The 20,675-nt window shown below is 72.3% G+C and carries 22 protein-coding genes; 11 read left to right on the top strand and 11 right to left on the bottom strand.

Annotation, left to right across the window (positions count from 1 at the left end):
* Position 1 precedes the first annotated feature (1 nt).
* Both ACIF6F_RS13160 and ACIF6F_RS13155 read right to left on the bottom strand, forming a co-directional pair.
* Positions 2–889: a DUF4097 family beta strand repeat-containing protein gene (locus ACIF6F_RS13160; protein ID WP_399945329.1), complete on the bottom strand. Its 888-nt coding sequence runs from the start codon at positions 887–889 to the stop codon at positions 2–4.
* Between the two features lie 525 nt (positions 890–1,414).
* Positions 1,415–2,350: a LysR family transcriptional regulator gene (locus ACIF6F_RS13155; RefSeq protein ID WP_399945327.1), complete on the bottom strand. Its 936-nt coding sequence runs from the start codon at positions 2,348–2,350 to the stop codon at positions 1,415–1,417.
* 250 nt (positions 2,351–2,600) lie between these two features.
* Here ACIF6F_RS13155 and snpA point away from each other — a divergent pair, with 250 nt between their 5' ends.
* Complete coding sequence (gene snpA, locus ACIF6F_RS13150; RefSeq protein ID WP_399945324.1) at positions 2,601–3,281, top strand: snapalysin; 681 nt, start codon at positions 2,601–2,603, stop codon at positions 3,279–3,281.
* An 18-nt stretch (positions 3,282–3,299) separates the two neighbouring features.
* On the opposite strand, the gene ACIF6F_RS13145 is transcribed toward snpA, so the two are convergent.
* The 5 genes from ACIF6F_RS13145 to ACIF6F_RS13125 all read right to left on the bottom strand — a co-directional run bounded on the left by ACIF6F_RS13145 (position 3,300) and on the right by ACIF6F_RS13125 (position 7,543).
* Positions 3,300–3,506 carry a hypothetical protein gene (locus ACIF6F_RS13145; RefSeq protein ID WP_399945321.1) on the bottom strand — a complete coding sequence of 69 codons (207 nt, stop codon included), beginning with the start codon at positions 3,504–3,506 and terminating at the stop codon, positions 3,300–3,302.
* 40 nt (positions 3,507–3,546) lie between these two features.
* Entirely contained in the window at positions 3,547–4,131 is a 585-nt protein-coding gene (locus tag ACIF6F_RS13140) for a dihydrofolate reductase family protein (protein WP_399945318.1), read from the bottom strand.
* Between the two features lie 124 nt (positions 4,132–4,255).
* Entirely contained in the window at positions 4,256–4,849 is a 594-nt protein-coding gene (locus tag ACIF6F_RS13135; protein ID WP_399945316.1) for a GNAT family N-acetyltransferase, read from the bottom strand.
* A 217-nt stretch (positions 4,850–5,066) separates the two neighbouring features.
* Positions 5,067–6,134: a family 2 encapsulin nanocompartment cargo protein polyprenyl transferase gene (locus ACIF6F_RS13130; RefSeq protein ID WP_399945581.1), complete on the bottom strand. Its 1,068-nt coding sequence runs from the start codon at positions 6,132–6,134 to the stop codon at positions 5,067–5,069.
* Positions 6,131–7,543 (bottom strand): family 2B encapsulin nanocompartment shell protein, encoded by a 1,413-nt coding sequence (locus ACIF6F_RS13125; RefSeq protein ID WP_399945314.1) that lies wholly within the window; start codon positions 7,541–7,543, stop codon positions 6,131–6,133. The genes ACIF6F_RS13130 and ACIF6F_RS13125 overlap by 4 nt, the downstream gene beginning before the upstream one ends.
* Positions 7,544–7,804: 261 nt before the next feature.
* Here ACIF6F_RS13125 and ACIF6F_RS13120 point away from each other — a divergent pair, with 261 nt between their 5' ends.
* The 4 genes from ACIF6F_RS13120 (at position 7,805) to ACIF6F_RS13105 (ending at position 11,308) form a co-directional block, all read left to right on the top strand.
* The gene (locus ACIF6F_RS13120; protein ID WP_399945312.1) at positions 7,805–8,266 is read left to right on the top strand and encodes an RrF2 family transcriptional regulator; all 462 of its coding nucleotides are present in this window, start codon (positions 7,805–7,807) and stop codon (positions 8,264–8,266) included.
* Positions 8,267–8,410: 144 nt separating this feature from the next.
* Complete coding sequence (locus ACIF6F_RS13115; RefSeq protein WP_399945309.1) at positions 8,411–9,610, top strand: globin domain-containing protein; 1,200 nt, start codon at positions 8,411–8,413, stop codon at positions 9,608–9,610.
* A 170-nt stretch (positions 9,611–9,780) separates the two neighbouring features.
* Entirely contained in the window at positions 9,781–10,371 is a 591-nt protein-coding gene (locus tag ACIF6F_RS13110; protein WP_399945306.1) for an N-acetylmuramoyl-L-alanine amidase, read from the top strand.
* Between the two features lie 22 nt (positions 10,372–10,393).
* The gene (locus ACIF6F_RS13105) at positions 10,394–11,308 is read left to right on the top strand and encodes a 1-aminocyclopropane-1-carboxylate deaminase/D-cysteine desulfhydrase (RefSeq protein ID WP_399945303.1); all 915 of its coding nucleotides are present in this window, start codon (positions 10,394–10,396) and stop codon (positions 11,306–11,308) included.
* A gap of 174 nt (positions 11,309–11,482) precedes the next feature.
* Here ACIF6F_RS13105 and ACIF6F_RS13100 read toward each other — a convergent pair whose 3' ends face one another.
* Positions 11,483–13,078, bottom strand: a complete 1,596-nt coding sequence (locus tag ACIF6F_RS13100) for a Na+/H+ antiporter (RefSeq protein WP_399945301.1) — start codon at positions 13,076–13,078, stop codon at positions 11,483–11,485.
* Positions 13,079–13,140: 62 nt separating this feature from the next.
* Here ACIF6F_RS13100 and ACIF6F_RS13095 point away from each other — a divergent pair, with 62 nt between their 5' ends.
* From ACIF6F_RS13095 to ACIF6F_RS13085, 3 genes are all read left to right on the top strand, one after another.
* A complete protein-coding gene (locus tag ACIF6F_RS13095) occupies positions 13,141–13,401 on the top strand; it encodes a UBP-type zinc finger domain-containing protein (RefSeq protein WP_399945298.1) in 261 nt (86 codons plus the stop codon).
* A gap of 189 nt (positions 13,402–13,590) precedes the next feature.
* Positions 13,591–14,004, top strand: a complete 414-nt coding sequence (locus ACIF6F_RS13090) for an anti-sigma regulatory factor (protein ID WP_399945296.1) — start codon at positions 13,591–13,593, stop codon at positions 14,002–14,004.
* 26 nt (positions 14,005–14,030) lie between these two features.
* Positions 14,031–14,975, top strand: coding sequence for an RNA polymerase sigma factor SigF (locus tag ACIF6F_RS13085; protein WP_399945293.1), 945 nt, complete (start codon positions 14,031–14,033; stop codon positions 14,973–14,975).
* Positions 14,976–15,038: 63 nt separating this feature from the next.
* On the opposite strand, the gene ACIF6F_RS13080 is transcribed toward ACIF6F_RS13085, so the two are convergent.
* Positions 15,039–15,482: a hypothetical protein gene (locus ACIF6F_RS13080; protein ID WP_399945291.1), complete on the bottom strand. Its 444-nt coding sequence runs from the start codon at positions 15,480–15,482 to the stop codon at positions 15,039–15,041.
* Between the two features lie 75 nt (positions 15,483–15,557).
* Here ACIF6F_RS13080 and ACIF6F_RS13075 point away from each other — a divergent pair, with 75 nt between their 5' ends.
* Both ACIF6F_RS13075 and ACIF6F_RS13070 read left to right on the top strand, forming a co-directional pair.
* Complete coding sequence (locus tag ACIF6F_RS13075; RefSeq protein ID WP_399945288.1) at positions 15,558–16,526, top strand: diacylglycerol/lipid kinase family protein; 969 nt, start codon at positions 15,558–15,560, stop codon at positions 16,524–16,526.
* A 316-nt stretch (positions 16,527–16,842) separates the two neighbouring features.
* The gene (locus tag ACIF6F_RS13070) at positions 16,843–17,100 is read left to right on the top strand and encodes a WhiB family transcriptional regulator (RefSeq protein ID WP_003953983.1); all 258 of its coding nucleotides are present in this window, start codon (positions 16,843–16,845) and stop codon (positions 17,098–17,100) included.
* Between the two features lie 209 nt (positions 17,101–17,309).
* On the opposite strand, the gene ACIF6F_RS13065 is transcribed toward ACIF6F_RS13070, so the two are convergent.
* Positions 17,310–18,779 carry a sensor histidine kinase gene (locus tag ACIF6F_RS13065; protein WP_399945578.1) on the bottom strand — a complete coding sequence of 490 codons (1,470 nt, stop codon included), beginning with the start codon at positions 18,777–18,779 and terminating at the stop codon, positions 17,310–17,312.
* A 412-nt stretch (positions 18,780–19,191) separates the two neighbouring features.
* Positions 19,192–19,785 (bottom strand): TetR/AcrR family transcriptional regulator, encoded by a 594-nt coding sequence (locus ACIF6F_RS13060; RefSeq protein ID WP_399945285.1) that lies wholly within the window; start codon positions 19,783–19,785, stop codon positions 19,192–19,194.
* An 80-nt stretch (positions 19,786–19,865) separates the two neighbouring features.
* Here ACIF6F_RS13060 and ACIF6F_RS13055 point away from each other — a divergent pair, with 80 nt between their 5' ends.
* Positions 19,866–20,627, top strand: coding sequence for an SDR family oxidoreductase (locus tag ACIF6F_RS13055; protein ID WP_399945282.1), 762 nt, complete (start codon positions 19,866–19,868; stop codon positions 20,625–20,627).
* Positions 20,628–20,675: the final 48 nt, after the last annotated feature.

Here is a 20,675-nt window from a genome sequence, read left to right as displayed (position 1 = left end):
GTCAGAGCACCTTCTTGTCGAGAGCGAGGGGCGTGGCGTCGGGGCCCTCCTCGGGGGAGCGCGGGCGGCGCAGCAGCGCGATGGAGCCCGAGACGGTGGATGCCTTGAGGGTGCCGGTGCCCGCGCCGAGGGTACCCGTGATGCGCTTGGCACCCCACTGACCGGAGACCCGCAGGTCGTCGAACGAGGTGGAGACGCTGCCGGTGGCGGTATTGGCCTCCACGCGGGTGTCGGCGGGGTGCGGCAGGCGGATGGCGACCTGACCGGAGACGGAGGTCAGCGCGATGTCGGCGGGGCCTCCGGAGGGGAGGTCGAGCACCATGTCGCCGCTGACCGACTCGCCGCGTACGGAGGAGCCGGTGCCGTCCACCACGGTGAGGTCGCCGGAGACCGAGTGGAAGCGCAGCTCGCCGGCGAGCGACTGGGCCTCGACGTCGCCCGAGACGGTGTCGGCGCGCACCTCGCCGGCCAGGCCGACCAACGTGCTGTCGCCGCTCACGCCGTGCAGAACGGTGCCGCCGCGGATGCCGGACACCACGGTCGCCGCGCCGACCGCGGCCAGCTCGACCCGGGCATCGGCCGGCACCGTGAGGGTGACCACGGCGCTGCGGCGCAGCTCCGTGCGCGCGTTGCGCCATTCCTTGGGGTCGAGCCACTTCTTCAGGCCCTGGCGGGTGAGGTCCTCGTACCCGACGGTCAGGGTGCCGCCGTCCTGCGTGACCAGCAGCGGCGTGCCCTCGACCCCGGCGATCTCCAGCCGGGCGGGGGCACCGTCGTCGGTACCGACGACATTCACCGCGCCGTTGACGACGCGCACGCGGACCTGGGTCACGGGTACGTCGAAGGTGAGCTTCTGGGCTTCGGCGACCGTCCACGTCGACTGTGTCATCGTGCTGATCCTCCTCTGTCGGGTCGACGCAACATATCGCGTCTCTCGTCAAACACGATATATCGCGCCAAGGAGAAGTCAAGCAGGAGCGCCGACCGCCGCACGGGCCCAACTGGCCGCCCGCCTGCGCCCTGCAAGCCCAGGGCGGCTTCACCTCAACCACGCTCCGGCCCACTTCCCCTTGGCCGCCCTGGTGGGTCGTGTGGTGTGTGGGGAAGGTGCTTGAGGCGTCGTGGCAGGCTGGTCCGGAGGCAGGCCCGGGCCTGGGGTGGCCGAAGGCCAGGGGCGAAGCCCCCTTGCCCCCGGGGTGGGCCTGCCGCTGGGGGCACCTCCCAGCGGTAGCTGGGGGAGGCCTGCAGGCCACGAGGGGTCAAGCACCGAGGGGACCCACACACCACACGACCCACCCCCGAAGCTCCGGCGGCCGTAACAGCCGGCAGCGCCGGCGACCACCCAAACCTCCGCCGGCCGGAACAGCCGGCAGCCTCGGCGGACCCCCAAACCCGTCCCCGACAGGCCCCCGCCTCAGGCCACCCCCAACAGCGGGCTCCCCACCCGCACCAACCACGACCGGTACCCCGCAGACGTGAGGGCCGCCTCTCGGTAGGCGGCCAGCAGGTCGGCGTAGACCGCGGGGTCGGCACCGGGCGGCTGGGCCAGCAGCAGCCGGACGGCCAAGGGGTCGCCCCGCAGCGGGCGGATGGCCATGTCCTCCCGTGGCCCGGACGTCGGCTGGCACGGCGCCACCGCGTCGCCCGTCACGATGAGCGCGGCCGCGGTGTGGTAATCCGCGTGCAGGTACGGCGGATCGAGCCCGGCGGCGGCCAGCACCCGGCGCAGCCCCGCCCACTCGCCGTCCACGGACGGGTCGACCATCCACCGGTCCCCCGCGAGGTCGGCCAGGTCCACCACCTCGTGCCGCGCGGCCGGATGGTCACGGGCCAGGGACACGAACTGCGGCTCGCGCTCGACCAGCACCCGCACGTCGAGCCCAGGCGGGATCCGCAGCGGGGAGCCCTCCACCTCGTGGACGAAGGCCACGTCCAGCCGGCCCGCCGCGACCATCCGCAGCAGGGCGTTGGCGGAGACGTCCACCAGCAGCGAGGTCTCGGTGTCCGGCAGCCGCCGGCGCAGCCGGCGCAGCCAGCCGGGCAGGGCGCGGCTCGCGGTGGAGCCGACCCGCAGCCTGGGCCCGCCCGCGGCCGCCCGCGCCTCGGCGAGCAGTGAGGCCATGCCGTCCAGCAGCGGCCGCGCGCGGCCCAGTACCTCGCGGCCGAAAGGCGTCGGGCGACATCCGGTCCGGTCGCGCAGGAACAGCTCGCCGTCCAGGGCGCGTTCGATACGCCGCAGTTGCGCCGTCAGAGAGGGCTGCGTCACGCCGAGCTGACGGGCCGCCTTGTGCAGGCTGCCCGTCTCCGCGATGGCGCACAGGGCGCGCAGATGCCTCACCTCGAGCTCCATGCACCGAGCGTAGGGCTGCCCCCTGAGCCGCACCAGCCACCGGTTAACCACCACTTTCCGCCAAATTCACGGAGGTTGACGACCAGGCATACGGCGCGAAAGGCACACCGGCAGCAGCCCCCCGACCACCCGCGTCATGGCGATAACCCCGCACTATCGGCAGCCGGCATCATCCGCGCGCGCCCGGGACTCCCCCACACTCCGGTACCGGAACGACCACCCCCCGCACCGGAACGAGTAGGAGCCCCCCATGCGCCACCCCCGAAGGACCGCACTCGCCTCCGCGTTAGGCCTCGGCCTGGCCCTCACCCTGGGCGCCGTCCCGGCCACCGCCGCCGCCAGCACGACGACCACCACCAGCAGCAGCGCCTCGCACACCGCCTCGCACACCGCCTCGTACACCGCCTACGAACGCTCCCAGGAGAACGCGACCGCCAACCAGGCGTTCTTCAAGGCCGTGATGAAGTCCGTCGCCGCCAAGCGTGCCGCCCACCCCGCGGCCGCCTCGGTGACCGTCTACTACAGCACCCGCAACGCCCCGTCCTTCCGCACCCAGATAGCCCGCAGCACCCAGATCTGGAACGGCTCGGTCGCGAACGTGAAGCTCGCCGAGTCGAGCAGCGGCTACGACTTCGCGTACTACGAGGGCAACGACTCCCGCGGCTCGTACGCGAGCACGGACGGGCACGGCAGGGGCTACATCTTCCTGGACTACCGCCAGAACCAGCAGTACAACTCCACCCGCGTGACCGCCCACGAGACGGGCCACGTGCTCGGGCTGCCGGACCACTACTCGGGTCCGTGCAGCGAGCTGATGTCGGGCGGCGGGCCGGGCACGTCCTGCACGAACGCGTACCCGAACTCGGCCGAGCGCTCACGCGTCGACTACCTGTGGCGGAACGGCCTCGCCGCCACGGCCACCAAGGGCTGACCAGGAGCACCGAGCCCCTCAGTGCCGGTGCCCGGCCTCGCCCCCCGGTGCGTAAGCGGGGCAGTCCGGGTTCCGGCAGGGGCCCGGGCCCCACTCCGGCACGAAGGCGCCCAGCACCTTCCGCCGGTGGACGATCTCCTCGACGGGCCGGCCGCAGACCGGGCAGTGGCGTTCCTGCCCCGGCGCGGTCCGCGGTTCGGCCGCCCTGTGTTCTTCGCCGCGCATACCTCCACGGTAGGCCCGCGGAGGCCGGGCGGCCCCTCCGTCACCGCTTCCGGGTGTACGAGCTGATCACGGCACCCATGTCGAGCACCTTGACGCCCGTCAGCTCCAGCCCGCGGGGCGCGAAGCCGGCCCGCGACATCGGGACGCCGTCACCCGCGAAGACCGGGTAGGTCTTCACGACGAACTCGTCGATCTCGTCCGCGAGCTGCCCGGCCAGGTCGGCGCCGCCCGCGAGGTAGATCCCCAGACCGCCCTCCTCGGCCTTCAGCTCCCGGACCTTGGCGACGACGTCGCCCGCCACCAGCTCGACCGCGGGGTCGGGCGAAACCTCCAGGGAGTGGGTGACCACGTACTGCCGCAGGTGGGCGAACGGGCTGGTGATACCGAACCGGTACGCGGCGTCGTACGTGGTGCGGCCCTGGATGATCGTGTCGAAGCGCTTGGGCTCGAACTCACCCAGCCCGAGCGGCTCGTGGAGGTGGGTCGGGAGCACCTCGGGGTGCTCGGCCTTGAAGTGCTCCACCAGTTCGGGGAGCACGTACGGGTCGAAGAACTCGACTCCGCCGTCCGGGTCCGCGATGAACCCGTCGATCGTCGTGCCGATGTAGTAGGTCAGCGTGCGCATACGGATCCTTCGCGGTTCGGCGACCGCCCCCCTGGCGACCACTGCACTCAAAGTAGTATGGGTGCAGTGGTTACGCAAGGGAATTGATCACCGGCGCGTCGCGCGGCCCCGCGCCGCGACCCCGTCACCCCCGCACCTTCCGCCACATCGGCCACATCAGCGGCCCCTCGGGCAGCCGCACGGGCGTGCCGGTGAACTCGAACCCGAGGCGCTCGTACAACGGCCGGCTGCGCTCGCTGCTCGCCTCCAGGTACGCCGCGACTCCCTCCCGGTCGCAGCGGTCGAGCACCGGCTGGATCAGTGCCGTACCCAGCCCCTCGCCCTGACGGGCCGGGTCGACGGCGATCATCAACAGGTACTCGTGCTCCTCGTGCGTGGGGTGGATCTCGCCCATCAGGCGGCCCACGAGCTCACAGCGCTCGTTGTCCGGGTCGGCGGTCTCCCGCATCAGGGCGGGTACGTCGACCTCCTCCTCGTGCACGCCCGCGGGGACCCGCAGCCACAGCGCCGCGGCCGAGCCGTCCGCCAGCATGTCGATCCGACCGCCCTCCAGCGTGACGTCGACGAACACGCCCAGGAACCTGCCGTGCACGGCACGGCGGTGGGCGGGGTCCGGGAAGACCCAGCTGCTCACCGGGTCGTTCTGGAACGCCTCGTCGAGCAGCTTCGCCACCGCGTCCCGGTCCGCCGGCCCCGCCTGGCGTATCTCAACTCCCACAGCACTTGCCCCTTCACTCCACGATCACGGTCAACATCGCCCGCTGATCCTAGAGTTGGGGACACGAAGAAGGCCCGCACGCGTGACCGAAAACCGTCGCACGCACGGGCCTCCGCACCCTCGGCGTCACCGGACCCGCATCTCGGCCCCACATCCGCACCCGCGAACGTCACCGAAACCGCATCACGGCACCCCCGTCACCGCGTCCCCCTCCCCCTCACCGCGTCCGCCGCGTCACGAACTCGGCCAGCGCCAGGAGCCCCCCGGCCGCCCCGAGGTCCGGAACGGCCCGCGAGAGCTGCTGCACCGCCCGGGCCATCCGGTCCGCGGCGTGGACCTGGGCCCAGTCCCGGCCGCCCGCCCGTTCCACGGCCAGCGCGGCCCTGCCCACGTCGTCCGGGGCGAGCGGTCCCGCGTACAGGGCGGCCAGCTCCTCGCCCGCGGGGGTGCCCGAGGTGAGCGCGGCCACCACGGGCAGGGACTTCTTCCGCGCGACCAGGTCGGCACCGGCCGGCTTGCCGGTGTGCTCCGGGTCGCCCCAGATGCCGATCAGGTCGTCGATCAGCTGGAAGGCGAGGCCCGCTTCGCGCCCGAAGGCGTCCATGGCCTCGACCTCCTCGGGGCCGGCCCCCGCGTACAGCGCCCCGAGCGCGCAGGAGCACCCGAGCAGCGCACCCGTCTTGGCCATGGCCATGGCCAGGCACTCGTCGAGGGACACCTCCGCCCGTTCCTCGAAGGCGCAGTCCGCCTGCTGCCCGGCACACAGCTCGACCACGCAGGCGGTGAGCCGCGCCGCGGCCGCGGGTGCCGCCGGGTGCGGGTCCTCGGCCAGCCTTTTCAGCGCGAGGGAGAGCATGGCGTCCCCGGTCAGCAGGGCGTCCGGGATCCCGAACACCGTCCAGGCCGTGGGCCTGCCCCGGCGCCGCGCGTCCTCGTCGATGATGTCGTCGTGGAGCAGGGTGAAGTTGTGCGCCAGCTCCACGGCCGCGGCGGCCCGCACCGCGTCGCCGGCGTGGCCGCCCACCGCCTGGGCGGCCGCCAGGACCAGGGCGGGCCTGATGGCCTTGCCCGCCGGGCCGGCGGACGGGGTGCCGTCCGCGCGCTCCCAGCCGAAGTGGTACATGGCCACCCGCCGCATCGAGCCGGGCAACTGCTCGACCGTCCTCCGGAGTTCCGGGTCGACGGCCTCCCTGGTCCGGTCCAGCAGGAAAGCGGCCTCCTGCCCGTCCGCGGTGCCGGTCGCGGCCGTCGTCGCCACGGGACGCCCGCCCGCCGCCGCGCTCAGCGCCACCGGCCGATCTCGACGTTCTCCAGGATGCCGAGTGCGTCCGGCACCAGGACCGCCGCGGAGAAGTACGCGGTGACCAGGTAGGAGATGATCGCCTGCTCGCTGATGCCCATGAAGCGGACCGAGAGGCTGGGCTCGATCTCGTCCGGGATGCCCGGCTGGTGGAGGCCGATGACGCCCTGCTCGTCCTCGCCGGTGCGCATGCAGAGGATGGAGGTGGTGCGCGCGTCGCTGACCGGGATCTTGCTGGACGGGAAGATGGGCACGCCCCGCCAGGCCGGCACGTGGTGGCCGTCGATCTCCACGGGCGTGGGGTAGATGCCGCGCTTGTTGCACTCGCGGCCGAACGCGGCGATGGCCTTGGGGTGGGCGAGGAAGAACTTGGAGCCGCGCCGCATGCTGAGCAGCTGGTCCATGTCGTCGGGGCTGGGCGCGCCGTCGTGCGGCTGGATCCGCTGGTCGTATTCGGCGTTGTGCAGCAGGCCGAAGCTGCGGTTGTTGAGCATCTCGTGCTCCTGGCGCTCGCGGAGCGCCTCGACCGTGAGCCGCAGCTGCTGCTCGGTCTGGTTCATGGGCTGGTTGTAGAGGTCCGCGACGCGGGTGTGCACGCGCAGCACCGTCTGGGCGATGCTCAGCTCGTACTCGCGGGGGTGGGCGTCGTAGTCGACGAAGGTGCCCGGCAGGACGGCCTCGCCGACGTGGCCCGCGGAGAGGTCGATCGCGGCCTCGCCGTACTTGTTGGTGCGCTGGGCCGGCAGGCTGCGCACGTGCGCCACGTGCTCGCGCAGGGAGTCCACGCGGTCGGCGAGGAGCAGGAAGTCCTGGCGGGTGAGGACCAGGGCGGTGCCCGAGGTGGCGGCGCGGGCGGTGTACTCCCAGATGGCCTCGTCGTCGAGCAGGCTCTGCTCGCCGAAGTAGGCGCCGTCGGCGACCGTTTCGAGGACGGCGTCCTCGCCGTACGGGCCGGGTCCGATCTGCTCGATTCGGCCGTGGGCCAGGAGGTAGACCTCCTCGGCGCGGCTGCCGAAGGAGGTGAGCTCGTCGCCGGCGGCGAAGTCGAGCTGGCGGCAGCGCTGGGCGAGCTCTCCGAGGACGTCGAGGTCCTCGTAGTCGCGCAGCAACGGGAGTTCGCCGAGCTCGGCGGGGATCACCTGGACCCGGTCACCGGTCTTGACGAACGTCACGCGTCCGTCGCCGACCGAGTAGCTCAGCCTGCGGTTCACCCGGTACGTGCCGCCCTGTACCGAGACCCACGGCAGTTTCTTCAGCAGCCACCGTGAGGTGATCTCCTGCATCTGCGGAGCGGACTTGGTGGTGGTTGCCAAGTTCCGCGCTGCCGCGGTACCGAGGCTGCGCTGCGGCTGAGCCTGGGCGTCACGGTTTTCGGAACCTGCCTGGACCGACATCTCATTCCCTTTCGATCACGCAAACGGCCTGCGAGCAGAAGCCTTTCAGCGCGCTGCGTGATGCGACCATTACACAAAAGGGTGGGACTACTCCGTCCGGGCGTGGGCAACCTGAGGGGTTCGGGAGTCACCCACAGGGACCCCATGCGTTTCGGCCACTCGTTGACGCCCCCTCCCGAAGGGCCAGGTCCGCCGGCGATCGCCCACTCAATCTGCCCACTTAATTTGATTCCAAGATGCAAGTTTCACTAGGGTGAGGCCATGCGGCTGACCCGATTCACCGACCTCGCCCTGCGCGTGCTGATGCGCCTGGCGGTCGAGGGGGACGACCTCCCCACCACCCGGGACGTGGCGGCGACCATGCGGGTCCCGTACACGCACACGGCCAAGGTCGTCGCCAGGCTGCGGCACCTCGGGCTGGTCGAGGCGCGGCGCGGGCGCGGCGGAGGACTCGCCCTCACCGCCGCCGGCCGGGCGGCCTCGGTCGGCGGAGTGGTCCGCGAACTGGAGGGCGCGGGCGACGTCGTCGAGTGCGAGGGCGCCGAGCCCTGCCCGCTGCGCTCCGCCTGCCTGCTGCGAGGGGCCCTCCGCCGGGCCCAGGAGGCCTTCTTCACGACCCTGGACCCGCTCACCGTCGAGGACCTGGTGGGCGCCCCGACGGGACCGCTGCTGCTGGGGATCGCGGGCACGTCGGGAGGGGTGCCCGAAAGGCCCGGCCCCTGAGGGCCCAATGGCCGATATCGATCTGCCGGACGCCCTGCCTACCATCCACCGACCCACCTGCTCGGACACACGTGCGCACCGCGGCGCACCCGCGTCCGCCGTTAAATCCGCATCTGAAATTCCAATTATCGCGAGGAGCCCGCCATGCTTTCCGAGAAGTCGACCGCGACCGTACGCGCCACCCTCCCCGCCGTCGGAGCGGCCATCGGCGACATCACGGAGCTCTTCTACGGCAAGCTCTTCGAGGCCCACCCGGAGCTGCTGCGCGACCTGTTCAACCGCGGCAACCAGGCGGCCGGGCTCCAGAAGCAGGCCCTCGCCGGCTCCATCGCCGCCTTCGCCACGTACCTCGTCGAGCACCCCGACACCCGCCCCGACGTGATGCTGGAGCGCATCGCGCACAAGCACGCGTCCCTCGGCGTCACCCGCGAGCAGTACCCGATCGTGCACCGGCACCTGTTCGCGGCCATCGTCGAGGTGCTCGGCGACGCGGTCACCCCCGAGGTCGCCGAGGCCTGGGACGAGGTCTACTGGCTGATGGCCAACGCACTGATCGCCATCGAGGAGCGCCTCTACGCGGGGCACCGGATCGCCGCCGGCGACGTCTGGCGGGACTGGACCGTCTCCGCCCGCATCGAGGAGACCGCCGACTGCACCACCTTCCAGCTGGTCCCCGCCGACGGCGGCCCGGCCCCGGTCCACCTGCCGGGACAGTACGTGTCGGTGCAGGTCACCCTGGCCGACGGCGCCCGCCAGATCCGCCAGTACAGCCTCTCCACCGCCCCCGGCTCGGCCGTGCGCGCCATCACCGTCAAGCGCGTCCACGGCGGCCCCACCCCCGACGGGGAGGTCTCCAACCACCTGCACGCCCACGTGCGCGCCGGCGACACCCTGCGCGTCTCCGCCCCGTACGGCGACCTGGTCCTCCACGACGCCTCCGCCCCGGTGCTGCTCGCCTCCGCGGGCATCGGCTGCACCCCGATGGTCGCGATGCTGGAGCACCTCGCCGAGACCGGTCACACGGCGCCGGTCACCGTCGTGCACGCCGACCGCTCCCCCGCCGACCACGCCCTGCGCGCCGACCACCGCCGGCTGACCGGCAAACTCGCCGACGCCGCCGCGCACTTCTGGTACGAGGACGACGCCGAGGAGTCCGAGGGCCACCGCACCGGGCTCGTCGACCTGACCGCGCTGCCCGACCCGGCCCCGGGCACCCGGGCGTACCTCTGCGGCCCGCTCCCCTTCATGCGGGCCGTGCGCGAGCAGCTGCTCGCGCGTGGGGTCCCGGCCTCCGACATCCACTACGAGGTGTTCGGCCCCGACCTCTGGCTCGCCACCGCCTGACGCACCACCGGCCCTGCGGCCCCGTACGCCCCGGCCGCCCCGTCACGGTCCGTGTCCGAATCGGCTCGCACACGGACCGAACGGGGTTTGCCGGAAGAGGGTGTTCCGGTACATCCCGGGTACGAGGCGGAGCGCGACCGGCGCCCGTCGCGTCGTCGAAGGAGGCCGCGATGGCCCGTCCGATGTCCGCGGAAGAGTTCAGGACCGCCCTGGTCGGCGAGGGCCTGACCGTGATCGGGGTCGGCAACTGGCGTACCCACAACCGCAACCACCGGGGTCCCTGGGGGCCCGTGCACGGCGTCATGATCCACCACACCGTCACCCGCGGCACCGCGGCCACCGTCCGTATCTGCCGCGACGGCCACAGCGACCTCCCCGGCCCCCTCTGCCACGGCGTGATCGCCAAGGACGGCCACGTGCACCTCGTCGGGTACGGGCGCACCAACCACGCCGGCTCCGGCGACCCCGACGTACTCGCCGCGGTGATCGCGGAGAAGGCCCTGCCGCCGGACAACGAGCGGGGAACCGACGGCAACCGGCACTTCTACGGCTTCGAGTGCGAGAACCTCGGCGACGGCAAGGACCCCTGGCCCCCCATCCAGCTGGACGCGATCGTGCGCGCCGCCGCGGCCGTCTGCCGACACCACGGCTGGACGGCGCGCTCGGTGATCGGCCACCGCGAGTGGCAGCCCGGCAAGGTCGACCCGGTGGGCTTCACCATGGCCTCGCTCCGCGACCGGGTGCACGAGCGGCTGAAGTGAGCCCCGCCCCGACAATGGGGGCATGACCAGGCAAGCGCTCGACCTGACGGCCCTGCGGCCACGGCTGCCCTCGCCGCTGACCGCGCTCCCGACCGAGGACGAGCGCTTCGCCCGCCACGGGGTCACACTGCTGCTCAAGCGGGACGACCTCATCCACCCGGAGCTTCCGGGCAACAAGTGGCGAAAGCTTTCGCTGAATCTGGCGGCAGCGCGCGAGCAGGGGTACGGGACGCTGGTGACCTTCGGGGGCGCGTACTCCAACCACCTGCGGGCCACCGCTGCCGCGGGCCGGCTGCTCGGCTTCCGGACGGTCGGGATCGTACGGGGCGACGAGCTGGCCGGCCGCCCCCTCAACCCCTCACTGGCCCGCTGCGCGGCCGACGGCATGCGGCTGCACTTCGTGGGCCGCGGGCCGTACCGGGAGAAGGGCTCCCCGGAGGGTCTGGCGCGGCTGCTGGCCGGGGCGGGCGCGCAGGACGCGTACGTCGTACCGGAGGGCGGCAGCAACGCGCTCGCCGTGCACGGCTGCGTGGAGCTGGGCCGGGAGCTGCGGGGCGCGGCGGACGTGGTGGCGGTGGCGTGCGGCACGGGCGGCACGCTGGCCGGCCTGGCGGCGGGGCTGGCACCGGGGCAGCGGGCGGTGGGGGTGCCGGTGCTGAAGGGGGGCTTCCTGGGGGAGGAGGTCCGGGCGCTCCAGACGGCCGCGTTCGGCGGGCCGCGGGGGGCGTGGAGCCTGGCAGAGGGCTTCGACGGGGGCGGCTACGCCCGTGTCCCCCCTCACCTGGAGGCGTTCGCGGCGGACTTCGAGGCCCGGCACGGCCTTGCCGTGGAGCGCGTGTACGTGGCGAAGCTGCTGTACGCGGTGCTGGCCCTCACGGAATCCGGCGCGTTCCCCCGGGGCACGGTCCTGACCGCCGTGGTGACGGGCACACCGTAACCCCGCGAGTCCCTCCCCCGGCTACCGCTGGGAGGTGCCCCCGGTTCGGGATGGGGGTCCCTCCGGACGAAGTCCGGGGGAGGGCGGGGTGGTGAACCAGCTCCGCGCAGCGGCAACGGCCCGCGCCACGCCCGGCCCCCCACCCGGCACGGGACCCGCACCGGGGGAGGGCACTCAGTCCGCGGACTCGCGGTACGCGGCGGCTTCCTCCAGGTCCAGCCGCCGCAGCAGCGTCCGCAGCATCTCGTCGTCGATCCGCCGCTCGTCCCGCAGGGCCACGAAGACCTCCCGCTCCGCCGAGATCATCTCCCGCGACAGCCTCCGGTACGTGTCGTCCGCGGACTCCCCGGTCTCCTCGTTGACCGCCCCCAGCCGTTCCCACACGGAGTTCCGCCGCCGCTCCATCACGGTCCGCAGCCGGTCCGCCAGCGGCGCCGGCAGCGCGTTGCGCCGGTCCTCCAGCAGTTCCTCCAGCCGGGCCTCCGCCGCCGCCGAGGCCGCGTTCTGGGCCTGCGCCTCCGCCAGCGTCTCGGCCTGCACGTCCCGCGGCGGCAGCCTGAGCAGCCGGATCAGCGGGGGCAGCGTCAGCCCCTGGACCACCAGCGTGCCGATCACCGTGGTGAAGGTGAGGAACAGGATCAGGTTCCGCGCCGGGAAGCCCTCCCCGTCCTCCACCGTCATCGGGATCGAGAAGGCGATGGCCAGCGAGACCACGCCCCGCATGCCGGCCCAGCCGACGATCACGGGTGACTTCCAGTTGGTCTCCGGCTCCCGCTCCCGCACCCGCGCCGAGATCCGCGGCAGGAAGGTCGCCGGGAAGACCCAGACGAAGCGGGCCGCCACCACCGCGAGGAACACCGCCACCGCGTACCAGGCCGCGTGCATCCCCTCGTACTCGCCCAGCCCCTCCAGGACCACCGGCAGTTGCAGGCCGATCAGCATGAAGACCACCGACTCCAGCACGAAGGCGATCATCTTCCACACCGCCTCCTCCTGGAGCCGGGTGGCGAAGTCGACCTGCCAGTTCCGGTGCCCGAGGTACAGCGCGACCACGACCACAGCCAGCACCCCCGAGGCGTGCACCCGCTCCGCCGCCGCGTACGCCACGAAGGGGATCAGCAGCGAGAGCGTGTTCTGCAGCAGCGGCTCCCGCAGGTGCGTGCGCAGCCAGTGGATCGGCACCATCAGCAGCAGGCCGACGCCCACCCCGCCCACCGAGGCCAGCAGGAACTCCGCGATACCGCCCGCCCAGCCCGCACCCGCGCCGACCACGGCGGCCAGCGCCACCTTGTAGGCGGTGATCGCGGTGGCGTCGTTCACCAGCGACTCGCCCTGGAGGATGGTCGTGATGCGCGGCGGCAGCCCGAGCCGCCGGGCGATCGCGGTGGCCGCCACCGCGTCCGGCGGCGCGATCACCGCCCCCAGCACCAGGGCCGCGGTCAGCGGCAGCCCCGGCACCACCAGGTAGGCCGCGTACCCCACCGCGAGCGTCGCGAAGAGCACGTACCCGACCGAGAGCAGGGCCACCGGCCGGATGTTGGCCCGCAGGTCCAGGTACGAGCTGTCGACGGCGGCGGTGTACAGCAGCGGCGGCAGCACCAGCGGGAGCACGATGTGCGGGTCCAGCGCGTACTCGGGGACGCCGGGCAGGTACGCCGCGGCCAGTCCGGCCGCGACCAGCAGCAGCGGCGCCGGCACCGGCGTCCTGCGTGCGATCCCCGCGACGGCGGCGCTCACCGCCACCAGTGCCACCAGCGGCACTACCTCCATCGTGGCCTTCCCTCGCTCTTCACCGGCCGTGACCGGGCCGGCGCCGACGTAACCTGGCAATCATGAGCGAGTGCACGCACGTTCCCGAACTGCCGCGCCCCGAGCCCGTACCGCGTGGGATGACCTGCCCGGATTGTCTGTCGCTCGGCAGCCACCCGGTGCAGCTCCGCATGTGCCTCTGGTGCGGCCACGTGGCGTGCTGCGACTCCTCCCCCCACCGGCACGCCACCGCGCACTACCAGGAGACGGGCCATCCGGTGATGCGCAGCTACGAACCGGGCGAGACGTGGCGGTGGTGTTTCGTCGACTCCTCGATCGTGTGAGGTCCCGTGCGGCAGGGTAGGTCAACCCTTCGCCGGTTCCCCTGAATTGGGCCCGCAGACCCCTAGCCACTGTGCGTACCCGTGGGCTTACCATCAGTCACGGCCGCGGGATGGGGGCGCCGCGACACGACCGCTCGGATCGCGATAGCGTCACCGGCGAACAGAGCTCGTACCACCTTGGAGGTGAGGGTGTCCCAGATCGCAGGCGAGCCCGGGACGCAGGACTTCGTGGAAGTCCGGCTGCCGGCCGCGGGTGCCTACCTGTCGGTGCTGCGCACGGCCACGGCCGGCCTCGCGGCACGTTTGGACTTCACCCTCGACGAGATCGAGGACCTGCGCATCGCGGTCGACGAGGCGTGCGCGATCCTGCTGCAGCAGGCCGTCCCAGGCTCCGTCCTCAGCTGTGTGTTCAGGCTGGTGGACGATTCGCTTGAGGTGACCGTGTCGGCCCCGACCACGGACGGGCGGGCGCCGGAGCGCGACACGTTCGCGTGGACGGTGCTGTCCGCCCTGGCGGGCAAGGTCGAGTCCACGGTCGCGGAGGACCGTACGGTCAGCATCAGCCTCTACAAACAGCGCGGCGCGGGACCCGGTCCGGCGTGAGCGGCGAGGACGTCCCGGTGCGGGGCATGGGTGTCCCCCCGGAGGAGGTCCGGGGGGTGTCCCGGGCGGCGCAGCACGCCGGCGGTGGCATCCCGGAGCAGCAGCACGCCCGGCCACACCCGGCGGAAGACGGCTTTTTGGACTCGGCGGAGCGACGGGCGGGCCCTATGAGCGAGAACGAGCGGCAGGACAACCACACGGCGGAACAGCAGGACCCCCGCGACCGCAGCGGCGCGCGGGCCCTCTTCGTCCGGCTGCGGGAGCTCCCCGAGGGCTCCCCGGAGCGGGCGGAACTGCGCAACCGGCTGGTGCGCATGCACCTGCCCCTCGTCGAGCACCTGGCCCGCCGGTTCCGCAACCGCGGCGAGCCGCTGGACGACCTCACCCAGGTCGCGACCATCGGCCTGATCAAGTCGGTGGACCGGTTCGATCCGGACCGGGGCGTCGAGTTCTCGACGTACGCGACCCCCACGGTGGTCGGCGAGATCAAGCGCCACTTCCGTGACAAGGGGTGGGCGGTACGCGTCCCCCGGCGCCTCCAGGAGCTGCGCCTGGCGCTGACCACGGCGACGGCCGAGCTGTCGCAGCAGCACGGCCGCTCCCCCACGGTGCACGAGCTGGCCGAGCGGCTGGGGATCTCCGAGGAGGAGGTGCTGGAGGGGCTGGAATCGGCCAATGCCTACAGCACGCTCTCCCTGGACGTGCCGGACACGGACGACGAGTCCCCGGCCGTCGCGGACACCCTGGGCGCGGAGGACGAGGCGCTGGAGGGGGTCGAGTACCGCGAGTCCCTCAAGCCGCTGCTGGAGGGTCTGCCGCCACGGGAGAAGCGGATCCTGCTGCTGCGGTTCTTCGGGAACATGACCCAGTCGCAGATCGCGCAGGAGGTCGGCATCTCGCAGATGCACGTGTCCCGGCTGCTGGCCAGGACCCTGGCGCAGCTGCGGGAGAAGCTCCTCGTGGAGGAGTAGGCGGGAAGCGGAGGGGCGCGGCGGTCCGTACGGGACCACCGCGCCCCTCCGCCGTTCCCGCGGCTATTCGCCGGCGGTACGGGGGCCCGCGCCCAGGGCCTCGGTCGCCGTGGGGTTCACCACGAGGACGACGACGGCGACGGCGGCCAGGGCCAGCGCGGCCGCGGCGGCGATCATCGCGCCGCCCGTGTTGTACAGGGTCCAGGCGACCGGCATCGCCATCAGCTGGGTCATCAGGGCGGGGCCCCGGCTCCAGCGGCGGCGCAGCCGCAGCCCGCGGGCGGCGACCAGCGGCAGGGCGGCGAGCGCGAGCAGCGTGATGCCGCCGGTCTCGGCCTGCTGCGGGGAGTCCGGGTCGCCCAGGACGCCCACCAGCAGCATGTAGACGCCGAGGCCGGCCAGGGCCAGGCCCTCCAGCGCGGTGAGCGCGGCGGCGGCGGTCAGCCGGGCGGGCACGGGACCGGAGGCGGCCGGTCCGGCGGGGGCGGGGGTCTGCTTCGTACTCACCCCAGCAGGGTAGCCGCGGCCCTTCCGGGGTGACCCGTATGGGCGGCCCCGGAACGGGTGGGTAATCTGGCGCTCATGCGTGCACTCCTCGTGGTCAATCCGGCGGCTACCACCACCAGTGCACGCGTGCGCGACGTGCTGATCCACGCCCTGGCCAGCGAGATGAAGCTGGAGGCGGTGACCACCGAGTACCGGGGGCACGCGCGGGACCTCGGCCGCAAGGCGGCGTCCGGCGAGGACATCGACCTGGTGGTCGCCCTGGGCGGCGACGGCACGGTCAACGAGGTGGTCAACGGTCTGCTGCACGACGGGCCCGACCCGGAGCGGCTGCCCGGCCTGGCCGTGGTGCCCGGCGGCTCGACCAACGTGTTCGCCCGGGCCCTGGGCCTGCCGAACGACCCCGTGGAGGCGACCGGCGCCATCCTCGACGCGCTGCGCGAGCGCCGGGAGCGGACCGTGGGCCTGGGCCTGGCCTCGGGCACGCCGGGCACGGAGGACGAGGCGGTGCCGTCCCGCTGGTTCACGTTCTGCGCGGGCTTCGGCTTCGACGCGGGTGTCGTGGGGCGGGTCGAACAGCAGCGGGAACGGGGCAAGCGTTCGACGCACGCCCTCTACATTCGACAGCTCGTACGCCAGTTCCTGGAGGAGCCGCACCGCCGGAGCGGGACGATCACGCTGGAGCGGCCGGACGCGGAGCCGGTCCGCGACCTGGTGCTGTCGATAGTGTGCAACACGTCACCGTGGACGTTCCTGGGGAACCGGCCGCTCTACGCCTCCCCCGAGGCCTCCTTCGACACCGCGCTTGACGTGCTGGGCCTGGACCGTTTGTCAACTCCGGCGATCGCGCGCTACGCGACACAGCTCCTGACCTCGACTCCTGAGCGCGGCCCGCAGGGCAAGCACGCGGTCTCTCTGCACGATCTGACCGACTTCACCTTGCATTCGAAGGTGCCGCTTCCTTTCCAGATGGACGGCGACCACCTCGGGCTGCGTACGAGCGTGCGGTTCACAGGCGTACGCCGTGCACTGCGTGTGATTGTGTGAGTAGAAGACCTCAAAGTCCTTGCACTCGAACGTTTAGGCGCGGGTCCACCCCATAGAAGTACGGCTGTGACCTAGTCGACACCGACGAATCAAAAAAAACTTTCCGGAAGGGGTTGTATCCCCGTCCGAGGTTTGCGAATCTCTACATGGCGATCGGGACAGCCCGCAGAACCGGCCCCCATGACCGCCAGAACCCCTCCACGAATCGGACCGCACCAGGAAAACCCCTGGGCGTCGGCCCTTCCCTCGCGAAGGGATTCGTGAAAGCGTTCACATTCACAAGCAACGTGCAAGTCACACAAGAGAGGTAGCAGCCATGGACTGGCGTCACAACGCCGTTTGTCGTGAGGAAGACCCCGAGCTGTTCTTCCCCATCGGCAACACCGGTCCTGCGCTGCTGCAGATCGAGGAAGCCAAGGCCGTCTGCCGCCGCTGCCCCGTGATGGAGCAGTGCCTGCAGTGGGCGCTCGAGTCCGGCCAGGACTCCGGCGTCTGGGGCGGCCTCAGCGAGGACGAGCGCCGCGCGATGAAGCGCCGCGCCGCCCGCAACCGGGCGCGCAACGCCAGCGCCTGACATCGACTTTCGAGCCTCGAGCCGCAGCGCGTAGCACCACCCATATAGCGCTCAGCAACGTGCTCTTGAGCCCCGGACCGGGAAATCGGTCCGGGGCTCAGTGCTTTTCCGGAACTTCCCGCCGGATTTCCGGCCCACAGAGCCGCGGACGGCCGCCCCCTCGGCATGATCACTCTGTGTGACAGGGCATATGCCCGGTTTCCGACGGGCTACTTCTGGGAGACAGCGGGGACGTCGAGCACGACCTTGGTGCCGCCCTCGGGGCGCGGCCGCATGTCGAAGCTGCCGCCGAGCTCGCCCTCGACGAGGGTCCGTACGATCTGCAGGCCGAGGTTCCCGGCGCGCTGCGGGTCGAAGCCCTCGGGCAGGCCCCGGCCGTCGTCCAGCACGGTGATCAGGAGCCGCGCGTCGTCCCGGCCCGTGCCGCTGCGCACCGCCCCGACCTCGACCGTGCCCCGCTCCCCCGGCGCGAAGGCGTGCTCCAGCGCGTTCTGCAGCACCTCGGTCAGCACCATCGACAGCGGGGTGGCGACCTCGGCGTCGAGGATGCCGAAGCGTCCGGTGCGCCGGCAGTCGACCTTCCCCGGCGAGATCTCGGCGACCATCGCGATCACGCGGTCGGCGATCTCGTCGAACTCCACCCGCTCGTCCAGGTTCTGAGACAGCGTCTCATGGACGATGGCGATCGAACCGACCCGCCGCACCGCCTCGTTGAGCGCCTCCCGGCCCTGGTCGGAGTCCATCCGGCGGGCCTGCAGCCGCAGCAGGGCCGCGACCGTCTGGAGGTTGTTCTTCACCCGGTGGTGGATCTCCCGGATGGTGGCGTCCTTGGTGATCAACTCGCGTTCGCGGCGCCGGAGTTCGGTGACGTCTCGGCACAGCACCAGAGAACCGATCCGGGTCCCCTTGGGCTTGAGCGGAATCGCCCGGAGCTGGATCACCCCGCCGTTGGCCTCGATCTCGGTCTCCCGCGGGGCCCAGCCGCTGGCCAGCTTGACCAGGGCCTCGTCCACCGGCCCGCGCGAGGGCGCCAGCTCGGCGGTGATGCTCCCGAGGTGCTGGCCGACCAGGTCCGAGGCGAGCCCGAGCCGGTGGTATGCCGAGAGTGCGTTCGGCGAGGCGTACGTGACGACGCCTTCCGCGTCGAGGCGGATCAGCCCGTCGCCGACGCGCGGCGAGGCGTCCATGTCGACCTGCTGGCCGGGGAACGGGAACGTTCCGGCGGCGATCATCTGGGCCAGGTCGGAGGCCGACTGGAGGTACGTGAGCTCCAGCCGGCTCGGGGTGCGCACCGTGAGCAGGTTGGTGTTGCGGGCGATGACGCCCAGGACCCGGCCCTCGCGCCGTACGGGGATCGACTCGACCCGTACGGGCACCTCCTCGCGCCACTCCGGGTCACCCTCGCGCACGATCCGGCCCTCGTCCAGGGCCGCGTCGAGCAGCGGGCGGCGGCCGCGCGGCACCAGGTGGCCGACCATGTCGTCCTGGTAGGAGGTCGGACCGGTGTTGGGGCGCATCTGGGCGACCGAGACGTAGCGCGTGCCGTCGAGGGTGGGGACCCACAGGACCAGGTCCGCGAAGGACAGGTCGGAGAGCAGCTGCCACTCCGAGACCAGCATGTGGAGCCACTCCAGCTCCGTCTCGCTGAGGGCGGTGTGCTGGCGTACGAGGTCGTTCATGGAGGGCACGCAGCCGAGGGTACCCGGGCTCTGGGCAGGAGTTTCGCAGCGGGAATACCCAGACGGCCGCGAGGCCGCGTATCTTGGAGGAAGTGACGGGCCTTTGGTCCCTGTCATTGGATGGACAGAACAGAATGGTCTAGTCCACAATGCTGAGGTAAGAAGAGACTTCCGCCCTCCCCGCACAGGAGGACGGAGTGAGGTAAGCCGCGCGTTCTGCCCTGACCGCGCAGGCACCTCCACCACCGGCCGCAGGGACCGCACACCCTTCGGCCGAAGCAACTCCGGGCCATGGTGCCGGACGGGTTGAGGGTCCCGTCCGACACCGTGGCCCTGGGGCTTTTCCGGGGGCCTTCCGGGTGGTTTCCGGGGGCCGTCCGGGGGTTTCCCCCGACGCTCTCCCCGACGCCGCCTACCGCGGCCAGGCCAGCATCGCCCGCTCCGCCAGCGCCTCCAGCTCCTCCCGCGTCGCGCCGTCCCGCGCCTGCTGGGACATGCCCTGCAGCACCGCCCCGCCGAAGCGGGCCAGCGCGGCCGCGTCCGTGCCGGCCGGCAGGAGTCCCGCCGCGACGTCGGCCCGGATCCGGCTCTCGAAGAGGGCGATGTTGGCGTTGCGCCGGCCCCGCAGTGCCTCCTCCACCTCGGGCGTGGCGCAGTTGGTCGCCGCACTGATGACCAGACAGCCGGGCGGGTGGTCGGGGCTCGTGTACGAGACGGCCGCCTCCCGCAGGGTGCGCTCCATCCCGGCGCGCGCCGTGGGCTCCTCGGTGAGGGCGCGGGCGCCGAAGGCCCCGTACGTGCCCGCGTACACCTCGACCACCTCGTCGAACAGCTTCCGCTTGTCGCCGAAGGCCGCGTACAGGCTGGGCGCGCCGATCCCCATGGCCCGGGTCAGGTCCGAGATCGAGGTGGCCTCGTAGCCGTGGACCCAGAAGGCGCGCATGGCCTCGTTCAGGGCCGCGTCGCGGTCGAAGGAGCGGGGCCTGCCGCGCTGTCCGGTCGCCATGCGCGAATTCTATAGCGGGCGCTAGTGAATCTGGTACGGTCCCTTTCTGTAGCGACCACTAGAGAAAAGGGGGGCGCGTCATGGGCGTGCTCAGCGGCAAGACGGCAGTGGTGACGGGCGGCAGCCGGGGCATCGGGCGGGCCGTCTCCGAGCGGCTGGCGCGGGACGGGGCGCTGGTGGCCGTCCACTACGGCAGCAACGAGAAGGCGGCCGAGGAGACCGTGGCCGCGATCACGGAGGCCGGCGGGCGGGCCTTCGCCCTGCGCGCGGAGTTCGGGACGCCGGGGGCCGCGGAGGCCCTCTGGGCCGCGTACGACGCCCACCCCGAGGCCACCGAGGGCGTGGACGTGCTGGTGAACAACGCGGGCGCGGCGACCTTCGCGACGCTCGCGGACACCGACGAGGAGACGTACGACCTGATCCACGCGGTGAACGCGAAGGCGCCCTTCTTCGTCACCCGGGCCGCGCTGTCGCGGCTGCGCGACGGCGGCCGGATCGTGAACGTCACCGGCACGCCGCACATCTCGCTGCCCGCGATCCTCGCCACGGTCATGGCCAAGGGGGCGGTGAACGCGCTGACCCGCTCGCTCGCGGCGGAGCTGGCGCCGCGCGGCATCACGGTGAACTCGGTGGGCCCCGGCATCACCGAGACCGACCTCAACGCCGCCTGGCTGGCCGATCCGGCCGCCCGTGCGCACGCCGCGTCCCGCTCGGTCTTCCACCGGATCGGCACGGTGGAGGAGGTGGCGGACGTGGCCGCCTTCCTGGCCTCGCCCGACTCCCGCTGGGTCACGGGCCAGCACCTCGACGCCACCGGCGGGCTCCAGATGAGCCTGCTCTGACCCGCGCGCCCGGGGCCGCCCCGCGCGCGCAGGGCGGCCCGGTGCGGG

Source organism: Streptomyces sp. NPDC086023 (genome assembly GCF_044540325.1).
Taxonomy (GTDB): domain Bacteria; phylum Actinomycetota; class Actinomycetes; order Streptomycetales; family Streptomycetaceae; genus Streptomyces.
This window is presented reverse-complemented; position numbering and strand designations above follow the sequence as displayed.